Source organism: Paenibacillus sp. S29, assembly GCF_049319765.1.
In the GTDB taxonomy this organism is placed as follows: Bacteria; Bacillota; Bacilli; order Paenibacillales; family Paenibacillaceae; genus Paenibacillus; species Paenibacillus polymyxa_B.
The window spans coordinates 560,682-582,349 of record NZ_JBMOUI010000001.1; the positions used below are offsets into that span (position 1 = coordinate 560,682).

General features: G+C 42.3%; 12 protein-coding genes. All 12 read left to right on the forward strand.

What is annotated here, in order from left to right; all coding sequences use genetic code 11:
- The first annotated feature begins 181 nt into the window (after positions 1–181).
- A complete protein-coding gene (locus ACL9RM_RS02640; protein WP_250266821.1) occupies positions 182–2,197 on the forward strand; it encodes a DUF5693 family protein in 2,016 nt (671 codons plus the stop codon).
- Positions 2,173–3,309 (forward strand): polysaccharide pyruvyl transferase CsaB, encoded by a 1,137-nt coding sequence (csaB, locus tag ACL9RM_RS02645; RefSeq protein ID WP_250266820.1) that lies wholly within the window; start codon positions 2,173–2,175, stop codon positions 3,307–3,309. The genes ACL9RM_RS02640 and csaB overlap by 25 nt, the downstream gene beginning before the upstream one ends.
- A gap of 8 nt (positions 3,310–3,317) precedes the next feature.
- Positions 3,318–4,079, forward strand: a complete 762-nt coding sequence (locus ACL9RM_RS02650; protein ID WP_250266819.1) for a WecB/TagA/CpsF family glycosyltransferase — start codon at positions 3,318–3,320, stop codon at positions 4,077–4,079.
- Between the two features lie 137 nt (positions 4,080–4,216).
- Positions 4,217–5,347, forward strand: coding sequence for a glycosyltransferase family 4 protein (locus ACL9RM_RS02655; RefSeq protein WP_013312307.1), 1,131 nt, complete (start codon positions 4,217–4,219; stop codon positions 5,345–5,347).
- Between the two features lie 190 nt (positions 5,348–5,537).
- Complete coding sequence (locus ACL9RM_RS02660) at positions 5,538–9,557, forward strand: S-layer homology domain-containing protein (RefSeq protein ID WP_250266818.1); 4,020 nt, start codon at positions 5,538–5,540, stop codon at positions 9,555–9,557.
- A gap of 352 nt (positions 9,558–9,909) precedes the next feature.
- Entirely contained in the window at positions 9,910–13,047 is a 3,138-nt protein-coding gene (locus ACL9RM_RS02665) for an efflux RND transporter permease subunit (protein WP_250266817.1), read from the forward strand.
- A 19-nt stretch (positions 13,048–13,066) separates the two neighbouring features.
- On the forward strand, positions 13,067–14,413 hold the full coding sequence (locus ACL9RM_RS02670) for an efflux RND transporter periplasmic adaptor subunit (protein WP_250266816.1): 1,347 nt from the start codon (positions 13,067–13,069) through the stop codon (positions 14,411–14,413).
- A 543-nt stretch (positions 14,414–14,956) separates the two neighbouring features.
- The gene (locus ACL9RM_RS02675; protein ID WP_250266815.1) at positions 14,957–17,323 is read left to right on the forward strand and encodes a copper amine oxidase N-terminal domain-containing protein; all 2,367 of its coding nucleotides are present in this window, start codon (positions 14,957–14,959) and stop codon (positions 17,321–17,323) included.
- A gap of 99 nt (positions 17,324–17,422) precedes the next feature.
- Positions 17,423–18,961, forward strand: a complete 1,539-nt coding sequence (locus ACL9RM_RS02680; RefSeq protein ID WP_250266814.1) for a stalk domain-containing protein — start codon at positions 17,423–17,425, stop codon at positions 18,959–18,961.
- 45 nt (positions 18,962–19,006) lie between these two features.
- Positions 19,007–19,585: a hypothetical protein gene (locus ACL9RM_RS02685; protein WP_250266813.1), complete on the forward strand. Its 579-nt coding sequence runs from the start codon at positions 19,007–19,009 to the stop codon at positions 19,583–19,585.
- Positions 19,586–19,727: 142 nt separating this feature from the next.
- Positions 19,728–20,018 carry an alpha/beta-type small acid-soluble spore protein gene (locus tag ACL9RM_RS02690; protein WP_061831635.1) on the forward strand — a complete coding sequence of 97 codons (291 nt, stop codon included), beginning with the start codon at positions 19,728–19,730 and terminating at the stop codon, positions 20,016–20,018.
- Between the two features lie 331 nt (positions 20,019–20,349).
- Positions 20,350–21,552: a methionine adenosyltransferase gene (metK, locus tag ACL9RM_RS02695; RefSeq protein ID WP_250266812.1), complete on the forward strand. Its 1,203-nt coding sequence runs from the start codon at positions 20,350–20,352 to the stop codon at positions 21,550–21,552.
- The last annotated feature ends 116 nt before the right edge of the window (positions 21,553–21,668 follow it).

Genomic DNA, 21,668 nt, shown 5'->3' on the forward strand with positions numbered 1-21,668 from the left:
AGTACGCCGTGGAGGTCATTTCTGTATTGCAGAATAACCTGGAAGAGGCTTTGGGAAAATAGGCTTATTCCGGCAACGGAGGATTTTGCAAAATTCAATGAGTGACCTACCAAAAGGCTGAGTATGACGAGGTGGGCAGCATTGAATTTTGCAAAATCCCGAATATTAAGGAGGTTCTTTGGTGTATCAGAAATGGCAGTATTGGAATACGGCTTCTCGAAAATGGTTATGGATTTTGGTGGCTGTCGGCTTGCTGGCTTCCATTCCAGTCATCGCCGATCGTATGAAGACAGAAACCTCGAGTAAAAAAGTAGAGATTGTATTCGATTATCGGGATTTGACAGAGGCAGCCTCGTATCAGGCTCACCCGCAGGACTATCTGAATGAGCAACTTGACCGCTTACAGCAAGCGGGTGTGAACAGCATGGCGATGTATGAAAGTACGTTGGATGATTTCCGTAAAGCGGGTCGCGTCGTAACCTATACGACTCAGAACGTTGCCGATATGGAAAAACGGCTTTCACCTGCAAATGAGAATTTTACGTATATTGTTTTCGCTGACAAAGAAAATGCCGAGGCATTAAAGCCGTTAATTTTACGTACGTTTACAAGCCTGGGCATCAATGTAAAACCTTGGACTTACCAGGGACAGGAAGGGTTAGTTGTGGAAACATCTCCAGAGGATGCGTATCTCAAGCCCATGCAGCCTGACCCGATTGCGATGAAGCAGCTTCGGAGCAAAGGATTTTTTATTGTTCCACGGATGAGCGACAGTCTTCCTTACAACCAGGAGTTGACGGAAGAGATGCTTGCTTCCTTTCAGCAAAATGGTGTAAAACGCATTTTGTTTGAAGGTGATTCAGTCAAAGGCTTCACCGATAACGAGAAAGAGCATAGCTTAGCGGCATTTGCTAAATTGCTGAACAAATACGATATTGGCCTAGCTGCTATCGAAAACTTAAAAAAACCGCAAGCAGGCTTCAATAAGCTCGCTTACGATATCCACTATAACGTTGTGCGTTTATACTCATTGAGCGATAAAGATTCAACGCTCGATGTTGAAACGTTGGCCGATCGTTTTGCATTGGCCACCAAGGACCGTAATATTCGCATGTTGTATCTGAATACCGCGCCTAGCCGTAGTATTGCTGAAGCCAAGGTGAAGGATTCGGTAGATAACCTAATCCACAGCTTGGACAAGCCGGGTAACGCTGTACAACGGATGGAGAAAAAGGGGTTTGAACTCGGACAGGCTGAACCGTTCCAAGTCGTCGATTCGTCCATTCAGCGCTATCTGAAAATGATTGTCGTACTAGGTGCACTGGCATTCTTCTCCATTATGGTGTCCTATTTCGTCCCGGCATTGACTTTGCTGGCATTTGCACTTGGCTTGGTAGGTTCAGCAGGACTTTATGTTTTGAACTCTAGCTTGATGGAGCAAGGCCTGGCCCTACTCGCAGCGATTAGCGGACCTACGGTTGCAATGATCATCGCTGTGCGTACGATTAGAATTAAACGTGAACAGGGTGCTGAACTTTCTGTAGGTCAGCGTTTGATTCAAACGTTAATACTGTACGTGCAGACGGCGATTTTGTCGCTGGCTGCGGTGCCTTTCGTTATTGCGCTGTTGAACAGTATTGCCTACAGCCTTGTGCTGAATCAATTTAGAGGTGTAAGCTTGCTTCACATTCTGCCCATCTTCTTGGCAGCGATATATATTTTCTTTTATCGTGGCGTTTCTATACGGGAGGAAATTTCCAAGCTGCTACGTACGCCGATTACTGTATTGTGGGTTATCGCACTGGCTGTTATCGCAGCCGCAGGTTATTACTATTTGACTCGTACCGGAAATGCGGGTACAGTGTCGAACACGGAGTTGGTATTCCGGAACTTCCTTGAAAATGCGTTTGGTGTACGTCCGCGCAATAAGGAATTTTTGATGGCTCACCCACTGTTTATTGCAGGGGCATTCCTGGCTTTGAAATATCGCAAAGCAATCTATTTGTTGATTATAGCTGCTATTGGTCAAGCCTCTATGGTGGATACCTTTGCTCACATTCACTCTCCAGCGGCATTGTCGCTTAGTCGCGGGCTGTTAGGATTGGGCTTGGGCCTGGTGCTGGGAATCATCGCAATTGTCGTGTGGCAAGTGCTGGAAGGGTGTTGGAAGAAATGGTCACCACAGCTCAAACGATAATCATCTCGGGTTATTACGGCTTTAACAATAGTGGAGATGAGGCCGTGCTTAAGTCGATTTTGACAGCTTTAGAGGAGGAGAGTCGTCAGGCGGGGATTACAATCAAGCCTGTTGTTCTGTCTTCTGACCCCGCTTGGACACAGAAAATGTACGGAGTAGAAGCTGTACCACGGATGAGTCTGGGGGAAGTTCGTAGAGCGATTAAAAACAGCGATGGGCTAATAAGTGGCGGCGGGAGTTTGCTCCAGGATGCAACAAGCCCTAAAAGTATTCCGTATTATCTGGCGATTCTGAAACTGGCCCAATGGGCTGGAAAACCGACGTTTGTATATGCTCAGGGCATTGGTCCGGTACAACGGAAGATATTTTATCCTATGATCCGTTCTGTGTTTCAGCACTGTGAATATGTTTCTGTAAGAGATGAGCAGTCTGCCGCACTACTGGGTACTATGAAACTAAAGAACCCGGTTGTCGAAGTTGTTCCTGATCCGGTAATGGGGCTTCCATTGCCCTCGGGTTCCGAGCTGCATAAAGCAGCAACTGAAACGGATAAGGATAAACTTCCGATCGTTGGTGTATCTGTACGTTACTGGGATAAGGAGCGTCGCGATTTAACGGCTATTGCGGACGGCTTGAAAAAATTAGCTGCTGAGCGCCATGTACACTTACGCTTTTTACCTTTCCATCTGCCTGATGACGAGCAGGCTTCAAGGATGGTAATGGATTTGTTGGGGGATATTAGGGGGACGGGAAGCCTTGTCAGCATGTGCGATCAAGTCACCGATCCTCAACAGATGCTTTTGGAAGTCAGTCGTTGCAGTTTGATGATCGGGATGCGATTACACAGCTTGATCTATGCAGCATCCCACCAAGTGCCTCCGTTGGGGATATCCTACGATCCCAAAATTGATCATTTCCTCAGCCGTGTCGGTAGCCAGCCTGTAGGCACTACAGAGGCACTGGATGGACAAAAGCTGGCTAATGAGTCTATGCGGTTGCTGGATCAGCGAAGTCAATGGATCGAGAGCCAGGGAGCGGCCATTGCTTTGTTAAAAAGTGAGGCTCGCTTACCGGCACAGCATATCGTTAATTACTTGTGTCGCAAAGGATGATGGATACAGTGACAGTTCATAAGGTTACGAATGTGCCTACCGTCCCGATTTTCGGTGTTCCGGTATCAAGGCTTAATATGAAAGATACATTAAATGTATTAATTCAAGCAGTGGAGTCTCGCCAGCCCCATCAAGTGATCACTGCCAATCCGATTATGGTAATGGCTGCATTGGAAGATCCAGTGTACATGAATGTGATGAAAAAGGCAGAGTTGATTGTTCCAGATGGGACTGGCGTGGTCTGGGCTGCAAACTATGTAGGACATCCTGTACCTGAGCGGGTAGCGGGCTTTGACTTGTTACATGAATTACTTGCAGCTGGAGAAAAATATCATTGGAAGGTTTATTTACTGGGATCAACATCTGAGGTGATTCAAGCGACCGCGAAGCGGGTACATGAGCTTTATCCCCGGGTTACGGTTTGTGGCAAGCGTGATGGCTTTTTTGGACCTAAAGAGGATGAAGCGGTGATTGCAGCCATTCGTGAAGCAAATCCCGATTTGTTGTTTGTAGCACGTGGAGCGGACACACAGGAACCCTGGATTGGTAAATATAAGGAACAACTGGGTGTACCGGTGATGATGGGGGTTGGCGGTAGCTTCGATGTTATATCAGGCAGAACCAAACGCGCACCTAAATTGTTCCAAAAGCTACGGGCTGAATGGTTATATAGACTCCTCAAAGAGCCAAGCCGATACAAAAGAATGCTTGCGCTGCCGAAATTCGCCGCGAAAGTGATGCGCGAAAAAGAAAACGTCACAAAAGTGTGATAAATAGCTTGAATCTGCCTTCAAAACCCGCTAATTTGCCAGAATATGAAGCTTGGTATTTATTTTTGATCAGAGTATAATTCAATGCGGTTACATCTGAAAAGGGATTGCTTTAAAATTGGGGGTCGAATGATCAAATGTTATTGATCTATATTATTGGGTTCATCATGGCACTGGGACTTGCGCTGTTACTGACACCGCTCGTCAAGAAATTCGCTGTGAAGGTTGGAGCCGTCGATGTACCGAATGCCCGAAAAGTACATACCCGAATTATGCCGCGTCTTGGCGGACTGGGGATTTTCTTGGCATTTCTGTTGTCCTTATTGGCGGTGTTACCTTTTGTGCCTGACGGAATGCTGTCCTCTCGGGATATTAACTTTATCGCAGCCTTTCTGATTGGCGGCACGCTGATTACACTGATTGGTGCTCTCGATGATCGTTTTGATCTCAATGCAAAATTGAAATTTTTGGCTCAAATTGCCGTTGCGTGTATGGTCGTGTTTGCTTTTGATATTCGTGTAGATTTTGTAAATGTACCTTTTCAGGATGCATACTCATCTTTGGAAAGCTGGATTTCCATTCCGCTTACGATTTTCTGGATCGTAGGTGTAACGAATGCCATCAATTTGATTGACGGTCTGGATGGACTGGCTGCAGGTGTCTCAGGAATTGCGATTGGGACTATCTTTGTAATGTCGGTATTGATGGGCAATTACATGGTAGCTATGCTTTGTCTTGTACTGCTGGGCAGTATTATCGGATTCTTATTTTTCAACTTTCATCCTGCGAAAATATTTATGGGTGATACAGGGTCATTATTTTTAGGTTTCTGTCTGGCCATGCTATCCATGCTTGGTTTCAAGCAAATTGCTATCGTATCTTTTATTACGCCATTGATTATTATCGGTGTACCTTTGTCAGATACATTCTTTGCTATCATTCGTCGCAAGTTGCAGAAAAAACCGATTTTCTCTCCGGATAAAGGTCATTTGCATCACTGCTTACGCGAACTAGGTTTCAGTCACAGACAGACGGTGTTGATTATCTACGGTATTGCGGCATTTTTCGGTGTATTGGCCGTGATTCAATCGTCTGCTGCGCTTAATGAAGCGAACTGGGTCACCTTTGTCGTGATTTGTATTATGATGTTCTTCCTACAGATTGGTGCAGAGGTTATTGGTCTTGTTGGCAAAACCAAACGCCCAGTTATAAACACACTGATTCGCTTGCTGGCTAAGCCAGATTCCCAAACGCGTTCGAAATTATAATTTTAATTTAAAAGTAAGCCTTCAAGCTTGGCGGTATACCGCGGGTTTGAAGGCTTTTTTGATGTTTACTGTAAAAAAACTCCCTCCTTTTTTGAGAATTTACTAATTTTTTGTATGTTTACTACCGATAAAAAAAGTATTGAATGATTACGTACCCCAAGGTGCGACAGAATCAAAGGAGGACAATGATTTGAAACGATTGCTATCCATGTTGCTGACGGTTGGTCTCATCATTGGCTTGGTGCCGGCGGCCCTGGTAGGTACGGCTCATGCTGCGACGGGAACTTATTTTATTTTTCCAAGTGAAAAATATGATGTGGATTCGGCTAGAATGGTAAACACTGACCGAGTTACAGTTAATGGTACGATTAACGGAGTGAACGGAAGTACTATATCTTATAGTGTATTCCAACTCTCTAAAAATGGAACAAACCTTAACGTGGTTAATAAGAACGAGAGTCAAAAAGGCGGAATTACAGTCAGTGGCTCTACGCTTAAAGTTACAGACATTAAACTGTTTCCTGGTTTGAACCGGATTACATTTCAAAGTAGCCAAAATTCGGCTGATATGAAGGACTCCATTTACATTGAGTATCAGGATGGGCCTAAGCTTTATGATCTATCTGCTACGTTGAATGGTGAAACCGAGCAATTGCTTGAGAATCAGACAGCGGTGCTGACAGACGCACGCAATAGCGGTACGGATGATGTGAAAGTAGTCATTCAAGGTACGGCTCCTAATGCTGACAGTGTAACGCTCACGTCTGCAAAAAGCAGTAATACGTATACAGTTAACTCTTACACTGGCTATAAACTAACGGGTAGTGTTGTACTGAGTCCGGGTAAAAATATAGTGACCATTAAAGTGAATAACGGAACTCAGGCTCTTACAGTTACACGTGAAATTACGATTTATACGGGTAAACCGGAATTTTCTGATTTGACCCTGAATAAGGATGGGAATGTTTCTGCTGATTTGGCCACTTCGCCTGACTTTACCGTATCGTCTACAAGTGGTGTGGTTTTAAAAGGTAATGTTTTGGTGCCAGGCGGTGCAACCGATCCAGGAGTGGCCACAATCAATGCACGTTTTACCGATGTGAGTAACAATGGTAGTGCTGTGGGTAGTGCGACTGGGGTTGATGCCACAATTGATACTGCAAATGTAGTTACTTCAAATGGTTATAAAGTATATCCATTTCAGGTGACTGTACCTTCGGAAGCTGTACTTGATCATTTGACCAGAGCATCCCTGGGCATAACTTATACGGATAGCAGTACACCTCCAGCTCCATCGGCTGTCCAATTTACATTGCGCAGCAGCACTCAGCCGTATATTGATGATGTTAACTATCTTCCTGATTTTAATACTCAATTGTTGAACAGAACTAAAGGAAGCGGGTCTGATCAGGCAGCTGCCCTAGATGAAGCTATGAAATTAACAGGTAGCTCTATGAAGAACAAGACTACAGATGCTGCATCTGTACCTGTAGGTATGGAGTTTATCGTTGTTAATGGCGCACCTTCTTCAATTAGTGAGCTTTCTGGAGTATCGGTTCATACTGTAGGGCCAGCTCAAGATGTAATTCGTACAATCAATGGTAAGTCAACGCAAGTGAAGAAAATTGTTGCTTATGTAGACACTTTGCCTAAAGAAGGACAAAATGTACTGAATTTTTATCTGAATGGTGACTCGACCAAGTTAATTAAAGCAACGGTGAATCTGTTGCAGGGTCCGTTCATGAAATACGATACGATTTATGATGGGCAACAAATTCCGTTGAATACATCCAGCTCAAACTTGAATACCTATAAATTGACTCAACTGGGCTACTTTAAAGGTAAATTGCTTGATGTGAGCAATGCAGCAGATATTCATTACACTGGAAGTAACCGAAATGTCTTCCTGTATATTAATAATGTATTGGTTGATTTGGATGGTTCAGGTGCGGACTTCAAGCTTGCTGCTTCCTCGGACACAGCCGCAGCCAATGCCTTGGCGAACGGGAATAATGAAATCAAGTTTGTATACAAGCCAGGTATTGAGTATAGCAATACGGTAAAAGTAAACTTTACACAGACGAATATTCCAGTAATTCCTGTTCCCAACACACAAGGAATCATCCCTTTTACACCAGTTAGCGGCTTGAGTAATACGCCGAAATATAGCGAAATTGCTCCGAAATCAAAAGATGCTAATTTCACTAAAGTGGATGACACCAACTACAATACATCTCTGAAAAATATCAATGTATTTGGTACTTTCAGTATTGCTGATTTGGGTAAAGCAGATCAGGTAAATGGTTCGTTAAGTGATATTGCTAATAAAGATCAATATATTTTGGAGATTAAGGGATCGGATGACAGTGAAGTCAACTGGACACTGAGTAACGAGTTTTTCTCAGCAGAAGATGCTAAGACAACATACAATTCCGGTTCTACTACAGATAAATTTACAAATAAAGATTTAAAAGACCTGCTTGTGTACTACCATCCAGACAAAAAGTATTTCAGCTTTGTGTTGAAAAACCAAACTATTTCGCAAGATGGAACACCAATAGCTTATAACATTACCTTGTACAATAGCGGTAAGAGCGGACCATTTGCTACTTTCCGACTGCAAGTATCCGGTCAATCCACATCTTTTGATATTTTGCGTCCGCTCCCTGAAAAGAGAATCGTGAATCAAAACTTTGTGCAAGTTGTTGTAAATGCAGGTAATGCAGATAGTGTTACGGTAGGTAAAGAAACAGCAGTTCAAGAGGGTTTCGACTCTGATTATGATGGCACCATTGATTATCCATCAACTTACAAAGCCATCGTTACAGGTCTAAAAGCCAACAAAGATAATAAAATTGATGTAGTGGTTACTGTAGGCAAAGAAAAACTGAAACAGACCATTACTGTTAAATATGTGCCTACTAATATCCCTGGCGAGCAGTACATGGAAGCGATGAAAACATCGCACAAAGTGTTCGATGGTAATCTTACACTTGCTTTTGCAAAGGGAACGAGTCTGATTCGTCGGGACTACGATCAACCGCAACAGTTCAAAAACCAGGTATTCTCTGGTCACAATTTGTACTTTGCAATAGCAAATAGCGAAGATGGTGTGGTTGACCGTCATGAATTTGAAACTGAAAAAGCATTGTCCGATATGCAGAGCTTGATTGCAGATGGAAGTAGATACTTCAACAGAGATTTTCCGGCCCGCTTTAATATGTCGAGTCCGGTATTCTGGATTGATCCAGGTACAGCAGATGACATTAAAACGGATGGTTACGATCCGGTAACTTATGGTGCTGATCCTTATCAATTGGCTAACAAGTCGCAAAATGACAGTAGCAAGATCAAAAACTTCTACTGGCGCGACCCATCTAACGAGTTAGTACCATCCAAGCGTGCTACATTGACGCTGACGTATGATAGCAGTATTGCTCAGGATGCAGGGAAACAAATGACAGTGTTCTATTTCGATTCTGATCTTAAGGATTGGCAGAACATTGGTGGTGTGGTGGATCCGAAAAAACATACCATTAAGGTACCGTTTGATCGTTTTGGCTACTATGTAGTTGCTAAGGTTGGAGAAACGTATAGTGATGTCATTAAGCACAAATACGCTAGAGATTACATTGAGGCTATCTTGGCCAAAGGTGTCATGAACCCAATGGATCCAATTAATAGCTTTGGACCTGACAGCTACATTAAAAGAGGCGAATTCACGTCTATGATTGTCAAAGGTCTGCAAATTCCGCTTAATTTCAGTGGAGCGAAGCATTTCGACGACGTGTCTATTCCAAATACGATATCAGCAGATGCTCTATACGATTATCGTTATATTGAAACAGCTGCGCGTGCCGGTATTGTCAAAGGTTCACAACCAAGAATCTTTATGCCGGAAGATGTAATCACGCGTCAAGATGCAGCAGTCATTATTGCCAAGGCATTGAATTTGAAGCTTGAAACAGATCATGACAAGATCATGAAGAATTTGTCTAAAACCTTTAAAGATGCGGACAAAATTGATTACTATGCGCAGGCATCTATATTGGCTATCGCCAAGAAGGGCTTTATCACAGGGTCACCTGTGGATGCAAGTGATCTGAAAAAAGGATATATGTTTAATCCTACTTCCTTGACCTTGCGCGGAGATGCAGCGATTATTGTAGCTAAAGTTATGGCTGATAAAAAACTGCTTCCTAAAATCTAATCAACAAAACACCTGAATTTATTAAACATCCCTCCATGCGAAATGGAAATTCCCTTTCATATACATGAGAGGGATGTTTTTTATAAATCAGCTATTTGACTGGAATTAAGGGCCTATGCCATAATATCAATGAGGTAAGAACTTTGGATTAGCCTTACAACGTTTTTTATTTTGGATTTAGCTTAAACGTCTGTAATTAATTGCTTTTTTTTAAGCTTTTATCTCAAAATGTGTTTATTATTTTTTTATATGTTTTTTTTGCGCATTTATCTGAAACCTTACGCTTATTTCATCGTAGTAGTGGATGTGTGTGCTTAAATATTACATAGAGAAGTGAGTGGGGAGTGATGAGATGTCTCAGTTTTCAATACGCCGTCCTGTAACAGTATTTATGTTAATTATTGCTTTGTTAATCGGGGGCGGTATTTTTGCGTTAAGACTTCCTGTAGAGCAAATGCCGGATATGAAGCTGCCATTCGCTGCAGTGGTGACTAGTATTCCAAATGCAACGCCTACAGAAGTTGAGGAATTGGTTACTAAACCTATTGAGAAAAGTCTGGCTTCTATTGAGAACGTGGATAAAGTCATGTCCGAGTCTTCAGAAGGAACATCTATGGTCATGATTCAATTTAACTGGGGAGTAGATATCAATCAAGCAACCCTCGACATGCGAGATAAAGTTGATGGGGTTAAAGGGTCACTTCCCAAGGCGGCTAATTCGCCACGTGTCCTTAAGGTGGATCTCAACGCAACGCCGGTTATTACGCTCTCTCTTACAGGAGACCAGGATATTAACAAGTTGAAGCCTATTGCTGAAGATATTATTGAGCCGCGGCTTGAAAGAATTGCGGGAGTAGCTGCAGCCAACATGTCAGGTGGGCAAGCTCGGCTTGTGAAGATTACCGTAGATCAAGCCAAACTTCAAAGCTATGGCATTACGCTAGATCAAATCAGCCAAGCGCTATCGTCTAATAACGTAGCGGGTTCTGCTGGTTCGGTGTACCGAGGCAATACAGAAATCCAACTTCGGGTTCAAGGTGAATACAAAGCTGTTTCAGAAATGGGTGAAACGCCAATTCCAGTAGGGAAGGGAAGCATTAAGCTAAAGGACATCGCGAAAGTTGAAGATTCCTTGGATGATGTTACAACCATTTCTACCTATAACGGAAAGCCAAGTATCAATATTTCTGTTACTAAAGCTACAGGGGGGAATACCCTTTCAATCGCCGATTCTGTAAAGGATAGTTTAGATTCGATACGGAAGGAATTGCCTCCGGGAACTCAATTGGAGATGGTAACAGATGCATCCAAACCCATTAGCGACTCCGTACACTCATTAGTAGAGCATGCTATATTGGGACTTATTATCGCAGCTATTGTGTTGCTATTATTTTTGAATAGTATACGTTCTACCATTATTGCTACTATCGTTATTCCAATTTCCTTCGTAGCTACGTTTATGATGATGTATTTCACCGGACAAACCATTAATATTATTTCACTGAGCGGTTTGCTTCTGGGGTTAGGATCCTTTGTCGATTTTGCTGTTGTTATTATTGAGAATATTTTTAGACAGCGACATGAAGGGAAAAGCATGCTACAAGGGGCTATTGATGGCTCCAAGCAGGTGGGTAATGCCGTTATGGCATCTGCACTTGCGCAGATCGTAGTATTTTTACCAGTTGTTTTTGTTGACGGAATTGCGGGAGTTCTATTTAAACCGTTGGCGTTAACCGTTATTTTCTCTCACATTGCAGCCTTGCTTGTATCCCTTATGATTGTGCCGATGCTGGGCTCACGTTGGCTACCTACCGTGCCAGATGAATCCATTTATTCTTCAGGTACTTATAAGGGTGTTAACCCTATTGTGTGGTTTAATATTGGCTTTGAGAAATTTAAGAGTGGGTATCGCCGTATACTGAAGTGGGGAATTAACCATAGAAAATCTGTGTTAATTATTACTTTATTAATGTTTGTGGCAGCTGGGGCTCTAGTTCCTTTTGTTAAGGCTGAATTTATCCCAGCATCCGATACTGGGGAATTCACAATTAACGTGAAACTTCCTAATGGAACGGTCTTGGAAGAAACGGAAAAGGTTGTTCAAGATATAGAAAAAGAAATTTTGAAAGTTCCGGATCTAGATAAAATGACAGTGACTGTTGGTTCTGGTGGCAATTCTGGTTATTCAGGGGCAGCTCCAACTAATTCGGCGGATCTAAGCGTAACGCTGAAGGATGGACATCAGCCAACAGATGGTGTAGTTGAGGGCCTTCGTAAAAAATTTGATAGCATTCCGGATGCAGAGATTACAATGGCGTCTACAACAGGTCTTTCAAGCGGAGCGGCTGTTAATATTAACTTAAAAGGTGACGATATTGACGTCCTGAGAGAACTCTCCGACAATCTCGTTGCGGACGTAAAAAACATACCGGGTACGGTCAATGTGAAAAGTACCTTGAGTGCCGTTCGCGAAGAATATGAGATTACCGTTAATCGGGAACTTGCAAGTCGATATGGCTTATCAGCGACCCAAATCTTATCTGCAGTGAATACGTCTTTTAATGGATCAGTCGCCACAAGCTATCGTACAGGTGAAGATCAGATTGATGTGAAGATATCGTTGCCAGAGCAAAACCGTCATGATTTGTCAAATCTAAAAGCCTTACGGATCACCACTTCGCAAGGTATTGATGTACCTTTGTCTTCCGTAGTAAGTATTGATAAACGGACTGTACCTGATACTGTTACTCGTGAAGACCAAACGCGTCAAGTGCAGATTACAGCTGATATTGATGGAACAGGGGATATTCTTGCTATTAATCAAAAAATAGATGCTCTTTTGAAGAGTACTCACTTCCCTGAAGGCTACAGTGCAGATACGGGTGGTGGACAAAATGAACAAATGCTGGAGTCCTTTACGAACTTGGCGATAGCTATTTTACTATCTGTCGTGCTCATTTACATGGTTATGGCAGGACAGTTCGAATCGTTGCTCACACCGTTTGTTATTATGTTTTCCGTTCCACCTACGGTAATTGGTGTGCTTATCGGTTTAGCTGTAACCGGGGCGAGTCTCAGCGTTTCAGCTTTGACGGGTTACATCATGCTCGTCGGTTTGGTCGTCAACAATGCCATAGTTATGATTGACTTTATAATTCAGCTCCGAAAAGACGGCCAAGATCGGGATGAAGCTATTATTCATGGAGCGTCTGAGCGGTTGCGTCCGATTTTGATGACCACGCTGGCTACTGTACTAGCTTTGCTCCCAATGGCATTCGCTACAGGAGAGGGTAACGAAACACAAGCACCGATGGCAGTTGTTGTTGTATTCGGGTTATCCTTCGCAGCTGTTATTACATTGATTCTTATTCCGGTAGTCTACGTCATCATGGATAATATGATACAAAAACGTAAGAATCGGAAATTAAAAAGACAAGCGAAGAGAGAATTAAAAAAAGAAGCGAAACTACAAAAAAGTGTTCATATATAAGGTGAGGTGGAGAAACATAATGAATAAAAAAAGTGCTCTGATTGCTACAACTTTGCTTTTATCAGTTGCATTAGCGGGTTGCGGTGGGGGAGAGGCCCCTGCCGCACCAACTACGGCGCAGCAAGCCATTCCAGTTCAAGTAGCAAAAGTGGCTAAAGGTAGTATTAACGATTCAACAGGTATTATTGGAAGCTTTGCTCCCAAAGAGACAGCTCAGGTGTCTCCGAAAATTAGTGGTAAAATTCAAAGTATTAACCTTACAGTGGGCCAAAAAGTAAATAAAGGCGACACATTGTTTACTATAGACCAAAAGGACTTGCGGGACTCCATTAAGCAATCCCAAGAGTCGTATCAGGTTGCCCTGGCCAATTTAAAGCAGGCAGAGTCAGGTGCAGCGCAATCGGTGCAGCAGGCAGAATCCAGCGTGGATCAAGCCAAAAGTGCGCTTGTCCAGCAAGACAACACGATCACTCAAGCTCAGACCAGTCTGGTAGATGCTCAGAGTTCCGTGCGTGATGCTCAAAATACGCTTAATCGCAACCAACAGCTGTTTAGTGCGGGTGCTCTTTCTCAATCCGAGTTAGAGCAGTCTCAAATAGCGCATAGAAGGGCTTTAACTGCGGTGGAGAATGCACAGATCACACTTCATAATGCACAAACGTCTAAGGAAAGTGCGCGAACAACATATAATAATGCTCAAAAATCATTACGTCTTGCACAACAGAAAACGGGCATTGACGTAGCTCGTGCTTCTGTCAATCAGGCTAAGTCCAGTTTAGACACAGCTCGTAGTCAATTGGTGGATGCTGTAGTTAAAGCTCCAATCTCTGGCACAATATCAGTAGTAACAGGAACCCAGGGGCAAATGGTTAGTGCACAATCTGCGGTTGCTACAATAGCGAATACCAATCCTATTATTGCTAAAGTTAACGTTTCTGAAGCTGAGCTTCTAAAGTTGCAGGTGGGTTCATCTGTAACTGTAGGCGTGGACTCGTTAAATAAGCGAATTGAGGCCAAAGTATCGGCTGTCAATCCGGTAATGGATAATGATCTTAAGGCATATGCTGTGGAGATTTCAGTCCCTAATGGTTCTGGTGAATTAAAATCAGGGATGGTTGTAACTGTATACATGAAATCAGAAGCACCTAAAAATATTTTGGTATCGCAGGATGCCGTTACGGAGCAGGCAGGGAAGAAGTATGCTTATGTAGTGGAGGGAACTGTTGCTAAGCGGGTAGAAGTGCAGACAGGCCAGGAAAGTGCCAAACAGGTTGAGGTAACCAAGGGGCTTGCTGAAGGACAAAATGTTGTCGTTAAGGGTGTTAGTCTACTTACGGATGGCGCGAAGATTAATGTAGTGAAGTAATTTGTCTCGGTTATATTTACTGTAAATCATTGTTACTCCGTCATTCCTACTACTTAAAGTGTATTAGAGTATTAGATTTCAAGAGAATCTATAGACTATATGTGCTTTATATATTCTATGGATAATTCTTAACGAATATACTCCATTAAAGACCGACTTAAATGTACGAAAATAATCCTTGTACATTTAAGGTTGAGAAGGTAAAAGTTGTAGGATGACGGAGGAACAGGTTCAATAGTATAATTATGACTGTGGAAAGCGGAATACATAATCAAAAAAATAATTTTTTTTTTTTTGAAACGGACGCAACTTTTTGAACCCATGCTACGTCTAATTGGGTGAGTATGAAACAAAGGGGTACAAAAGCGTAAAGACAAAATTCGCTAAAAAAAATCTTTACTGCATTGTTATCACATTGTATAATACTGGAGTACGTCATAAATGGACGCTTTCTTTCAACTAGATTCCAAGCTTCTGTGATATTGTCACAGATATCATTTTATAAGGGTTCTCATAAAGCTCGGAAAGGAGGTGTAACGACTGATGAGTGACAAGATCCGACAAAAAGACAAAAATAATATTTCTGGTTATATTCAAGGAGGAGAAAAAAAGGTTATGACAAAGTTTAATAAAAAAATGATCAACGTGCTGGCAACAGCAACATTGGTTGCTGGTGTAGCGGCTCCAATCGCAGCATTGACTGCACCAACTGCAATTCATGCGGCTTCTAGCTATTCATCTCTGAATACTCCATCAATTAATTCTGGTTCAACTAAGGATCCTATTTCTCTTGGTAGAGCAAGAATTTCTATTAGCCAAGCTTCCTTAGCACAAGGTGCTTCTTTTACAGTAACATTGCCTAAAGGTTTCAACTTTGCTACAGATCCAAAAGTTACTACATCCGCTAACGATGCAACTTATGGTTTGGGTGTTTATCTTGAAGCTGGAGATAACAAATCTAAAGCAGAAAGTCCATTCCCAGCTGAACCGATTAAAGTTGAAAAGTTGACTGGTAATTCTGTAAGAGTATCTTTCGATAACAATTATAACGACTCTAAAGATACCTCCGACGTTTACCTGAATTTTGGTAAAATCAATGTGACTGGACCAAGTAATGGACCGGTAAAAGCAACAATTGATGCTGCTTCTGCAAGTGGTTTGACTAGCGGTGAAGTTACAATTGCCAACGTAGTGTCTTCTGGTCAAGTATCTTTGAGCGCTGCTGATACTGTTTCCAGCGAAGAAAACTTTACTGCAACTTTGAAAGTTAAAGAAGAAACAGCTGGTTCTTTGGGTAACAACAACATTAAGTTGAAATTGCCTAGCGGTTTCAAATGGGACTCCGCTCTTAAATCACCAGCCACTATTTTGTATACTTCCAAGACAGACAAAGCAATTAAGCCAGAAGATGTGAATTACTCCACTGATGGCGATACACTTACTCTGTCTTTGAAAAAAGTAAGTGACGACCAAACTTCTTTCCAATTGCCTGTAGGATTCTATGTTGATGATGAAAACAGTGCTAAAGAAGGCGACGTAACAGTTAGTATCTCTGGTAATGCAACAACTGATGTTAGCTCCCTCGTAGTAGGTAGCTATGGCCAAATCGGTGGTGGCGTTTCCGTTGCTACTCCAACAACAATTCTTGCTGGTCATGATGAGCAAAAAATTGGTGATGTAACAATTAAAGAAACTGTTGCTGGTTCTTTCGTAAAAGGACGTACTGTAACTTTGCGTCTGCCTGAAGGTGCTCGTTGGCAGTCAACTTTTGAAAGCAATACTCCAGGAAGCAACTTCTCCGGTTCTATGGAGAACACTAACGGTTTGGGCGGAGCAGAAGTTTCCTATACTGACTCTGACAAACGTACTTTGAAATTGACTTTCAACAGCGCTAACAGCACAACTGATGCTGGTACTTTGAAACTGAAAAACGTTGAAGTTGCTACGCAACCAGGTTTCTCCGGCGATCTGAACGTTGATGTTGCTGGTAGCCAAGGTCTGAGCGGTACTGTTAAGGTTGCAACTGTGAAACAAGCAGTTACTCTGGCTGCTGCTTCCAAACCAACCCTGACAATCGGTCTGGGCGATCAACAAGTTGGCGATATCACAATCACTGAAGCTGCTAAAGAAGCTTTCGTTAAGAAAGACGGTAGCCGTGAAGTAATCTTGGAATTGCCAACAGGCGTACGTTTTGCTTCTACTCCAGAAGTAAAAGTTACAGCTGGTGACGTTAAAGTGAAGAGCGTATCTACTGATACTTACGGCGAAAGCAACAAAGGCCGTCTGAGCTTCTACATCGACAGCGAAAGTGCTACTCCAAGTACAATCACAATCTCGGCTCCTAAGCTGACTGTTGACCGTACTGTAGCTCAAGGCGACATCGTTGCTAAGCTGAAAGGTAGCGCAGTTTCCTACACTGCATACAAAGGCGCAACTGACAACACTCAAAACTGGAAAGACAACAACACTGCAGCTGCTGAAGTAGCAATCGCAACTGTTGGAACTCCAGCTCCAGGTGCTACTAAAACTAAAGCTGTCTTCACACTGGGAAGCACTTCCTACACTGTGAACGGCGAAAGTAAAACTTCTGATGTAGCTGCTTATGCTGAAAACGGACGCACTTACTTGCCAGTACGTTATGCAGCTGAAGCTTTGGGTGTATCCCCACAAAACATCCTGTTTGACAAAGCAACTTCCACAGTTACCCTGATTAAAGGTGACCGCGTTGCTCAAATCAAATTGAACACAAACCTGTTGACTATTAACGGTTCTGTGGTTCGTATGGACGTTAAAGCTGTAACTAACAAAAACCGTACTGTACTGCCTATCTTCTGGGTGAGCAGAGCGCTGGATGCATCCATCAACTATGATGCAACTGCTAAAACAGTAACTGTTGAAAACAACAACTAATTTAAGAGCAACTCTTTTGAGTTAACTGAATTAGATGAGAAGAGGGTTCCTTTTGGAGCCCTTTTCTTTTATTAGTCTTATTGACAAAGGAGAGAAATTATGAAACGTTTTGGAGTGGCAGTACTGTCCACATTGGTTCTTTCTTCTGCGTTCGCCAGTCTTGCAGGAGCTCAACCAGGTGATATAAAGGTTATTATTAACGGTGTAACACAGCAATATACCCAGTCCCCAGTTGTTAGTCAAAATACAACCTTGGTGCCTCTCCGTGGTGTTTTTGAAAGCTTGGGTGCGAAAGTCGATTGGGACAGCAAAGCTAAAAAAGTAACTGCTTCTAAAAATGAAGATACATTGGCTTTGAATGTTGGTTCCAAGCTTGCTTATAAAAATAGTAATCCTGTACAACTCGATGCAGCAACTCAAATTCAAAAGGGTCAAGTACTCGTTCCTTTACGTTTTGTGAGCCAATCATTAGGCGCCAAAGTAAATTGGGATCAGACTACACGAACAGTAACCATTTCCAATCAAGCTAGTGGTAGCACTACAGGCGATCAAACCAATAGTTTGTCAAGTAAGCCTCTCGTAGCTCCTGTGACCCAAGTTACTTATGATACCTACTATAATGATTCTTTGACCTATAATGATGCCGTTAAACTGGCTGTAGCTGATAGTACTTCAGTTAAAACAGCTACAACCAATATCGATCAAGCTGGAAAAATAATGAAAGAAGCAGGCAAGAATATTGACTTTGTCCCAGCAGAAGCAGGTGATGAAGGTCAAGATAAGGCTTTCAAAGGTTATGCTCAAACGAACCTTAATTATGAGGCTGCTAAAAAGAACTTGGATATGACCAAAGAAGGCATTGAGTACAATGTGAAGGATCTTTACAATAAGCTTCTTCAAAAGCAGAATGCCGTTAAACTGGCTGCTTTGAATATTGAAGATGCTGAGCGCAAGCTGAAAGTTGCACAAATTAAAAGAGACAATCAAATGTCGAGTGATTATGAGGTTACACAAGCAACCAATCAGGTGACTCAAAATCAAGCTGCTTTAGAAAAAGCAAAAAAAGATCTGGATAGTGCTTATGTGTCGTTGAACCAAGTGATTGGCTACAAACCGGAGCAACGTTATGAATTGAAGGATAAGCCTGTCTATTCTGAGTTTAAAGATAATGTGGAAACTAAAGTAAGCCAAGTACTTACCAGCAGCACGGCTATTTGGCTGAGTGAGCAAAAAGTGGATTTGGCTGAATTGAGCTTGAAGCTCTACAATTTTAGTACGCCAGGTAACACACCTTACGAAGCCGAACAGCTTAATGTTGAGAAAGCTCAGTATGCAACAGAGGGTACAAAGAGACAACTCGAAGAAGCAGTAAGAACAATCTATAACAACATCAAAGCATTGGAAAGCCAATATTCACAGATTCAAGCTGGCTTGGTGAGTGCTAGAAGTGCGGCTGATATGGCTAAGAAGCAATTTGATGTTGGGTTGGCGACAGAGCTTCAGGTTTATGAAGCTAATTTGAAAGTCACTACTGCTGAGCAACAGGCCGAAGATATAGTTACAAATATTGATACTTTGAAGTTGGCTTTTGATAAGCCTTGGGCTATGCAGGGTTCTTCTGGAGCTAGCGCACAATAATTAAAACTTAACTATACTTGCAATAACCTGCTGTAGGAGGACTTCATGAAATCACGCTATAAAGTATCGTTGGCTGCTGTTTTACTTGGTGGAGGAATTGTTGCTGGTTCCTTAATGAACAATTCAGTTAATGGTGCCTCCAGTTCTGGACAACCTGGCACAGCTGATGATCCAGTCGTAACCAAAAGCTATGTTGACCAAATAATTGCTCAGGCAATTAAAGGTGGAACACCAGCAAGTAATACGAGTAGTAAAACGACTAGTTCGACTACTCCAACAACAAACGCTACTTCTAACACAACAGCGTCAGGAGCTTCTGGTGCAGGAAAAACTTCCACACCAGAGCAGACAGAGGCTTTAAAGGTAGTTGATGTAAAGCCTGGTCAAAAACTGATTGCCAAAGCAGGGTCAGAGTTTATTTTACGTAATGGTTATGCTGTTGTGTATAGTATGGATGCCAGTGGTGCTATTGATATTACTTCTGGAACGGAAATTGTCCATAATCAGGCTGTCGAAAAAAATCATTTATTATCCTTTCCTAGAGAAGGAAGAGGTATTCAAGTAAAAGAAGGTCAGAAGTTTGGTCTGGTCGTTATGGTACGAGGCGGTTATACTGTTCAGTAAACTGTTTTTGTATATAAGTTGCTTTCGGTGGCTCTTTTTCTTAAATACTGCTTGGGATAGCAAATTGTTCTTGGCTAAATTGAACCTAATCGCTGCACACTAACCCCATGAAAGACAATATGTTTAGTGGAGGGTGTATACGATGGCGTCAAGAGGTCAAAGACGATTAATTCCCGAAAGCCGTGCCAGGTTAGATGATTTGAAGTATGAAATCGCTGCTGAGTTTGGGCTACCAGTTTATAATCCTCAATATACTCATATACATCCCAATGCTGACAGTGAATTTGCTGCAGAATTGGGGGAGTTTGCGGGGGGCCAAAATGTAGCATGGCGTGATTTGACTTCAAGACAGAACGGTTCAGTTGGTGGTGAAATTACTAAGCGACTGATACAATCTGCTGAACGTAGCTTATCTGAATTTGGTACATTGTAAATAGCAATAATTTCTACAGTTTTTTAACATATAGTAGCGTATAAATTGGGGTTATTTACATGTGAATCGAAAATGATTTGCATGTAAACTTACCTCAATTTCGAATGTTGTAATTAGGCTGCACGAATTGACACCTTGTTTTAAATAGGATATCATGGCATTTGAGGCTTGTACGCAACCTTTTCCTACCGGAAAAGGTTCATTTTTTATTAATAAGGTAACAAGATATCTTCCGCCATTTGTTGGCTTGAAGGTATCTGAATAATGCCATTGCCATGTCAGGATTTTTTAATAAATCCTCATGTATTTTAATTGTGGGAGGTTGAAATTCATGTCTGTAAAAGGCCGCCATTTGTTCACGTCCGAGTCTGTAACAGAAGGCCATCCGGATAAAATCTGTGATCAGATATCCGATGCTGTATTGGACGCCTTTCTGGCTAATGACCCTAATGCACGGGTAGCATGTGAAGTATCGGTAGCTACTGGTCTCGTTCTCGTCATTGGTGAAATCAGCTCCAAATCGGAATACGTGGATATTCCATCCATTGTACGTAATACGATTAAGGAAATTGGCTATACACGTGCGAAATACGGTTTCGATTATAATACTTGCGCTGTATTGACTTCTTTGAATGAACAGTCGCCGGACATTGCTCAAGGGGTTAATGCTGCCTTGGAAAGCCGTGATCCTGCTGAAGTAGATAAAGAAACGGAAAACATTGGGGCTGGGGATCAAGGATTGATGTTTGGTTTTGCTACGAACGAGACACCTGAGTTGATGCCTTTGCCTATCGCTATGTCTCACCGTATTGCACGACGCTTGTCTGAAGTGCGTAAGGATGGAACACTGAATTATCTTCGTCCAGACGGTAAAACTCAAGTAACGGTAGAGTATGAAAATGGTAAACCTGTTCGTATTGATGCTATTGTGGTTTCTACGCAGCATGCGGAGGATACTACTTTGGAGCAAATTCAAACAGATATCAAAGAAAAGGTTATTTTGCCAGTTGTTCCTGCCGAATTACTGGATGAGCAAACCAAATATTACATTAATCCAACAGGACGCTTTGTTATCGGTGGCCCTCAAGGAGATGCAGGTCTGACAGGCCGTAAAATTATTGTGGATACGTATGGTGGTTATGCGCGTCACGGCGGGGGAGCATTCTCCGGTAAAGATCCAACCAAAGTGGACCGTTCCGCTGCTTATGCTGCTCGTTATGTAGCGAAAAACCTCGTGGCAGCTGGATTGGCAGACAAAGTGGAAATTCAGCTTGCTTATGCCATTGGTGTAGCTACGCCTGTTTCGATTAACGTCGATACATACGGTACGGGTAAAGTAAGCGATGAGAAGCTAGTTGAATTGATCCGAAATAACTTTGATCTGCGCCCAACAGGCATCATTCGCATGTTGGATCTGCGTCGTCCAATTTATAAGCAAACTGCTGCCTACGGTCACTTTGGCCGTACAGATTTGGATGTACCATGGGAGAGCGTAGATAAAGCTGAAATTCTAAAAGAACAAGCGGGGCTGTAATTCCTCGTATATTATCAAAATAAAAACAATAACCCAAAAAGACTGTTTCATGCTTTGCATGAACAGTCTTTTTTTGATGTGTTTCGCTGTTAAGTATGAATTTGCACCGAAGTACC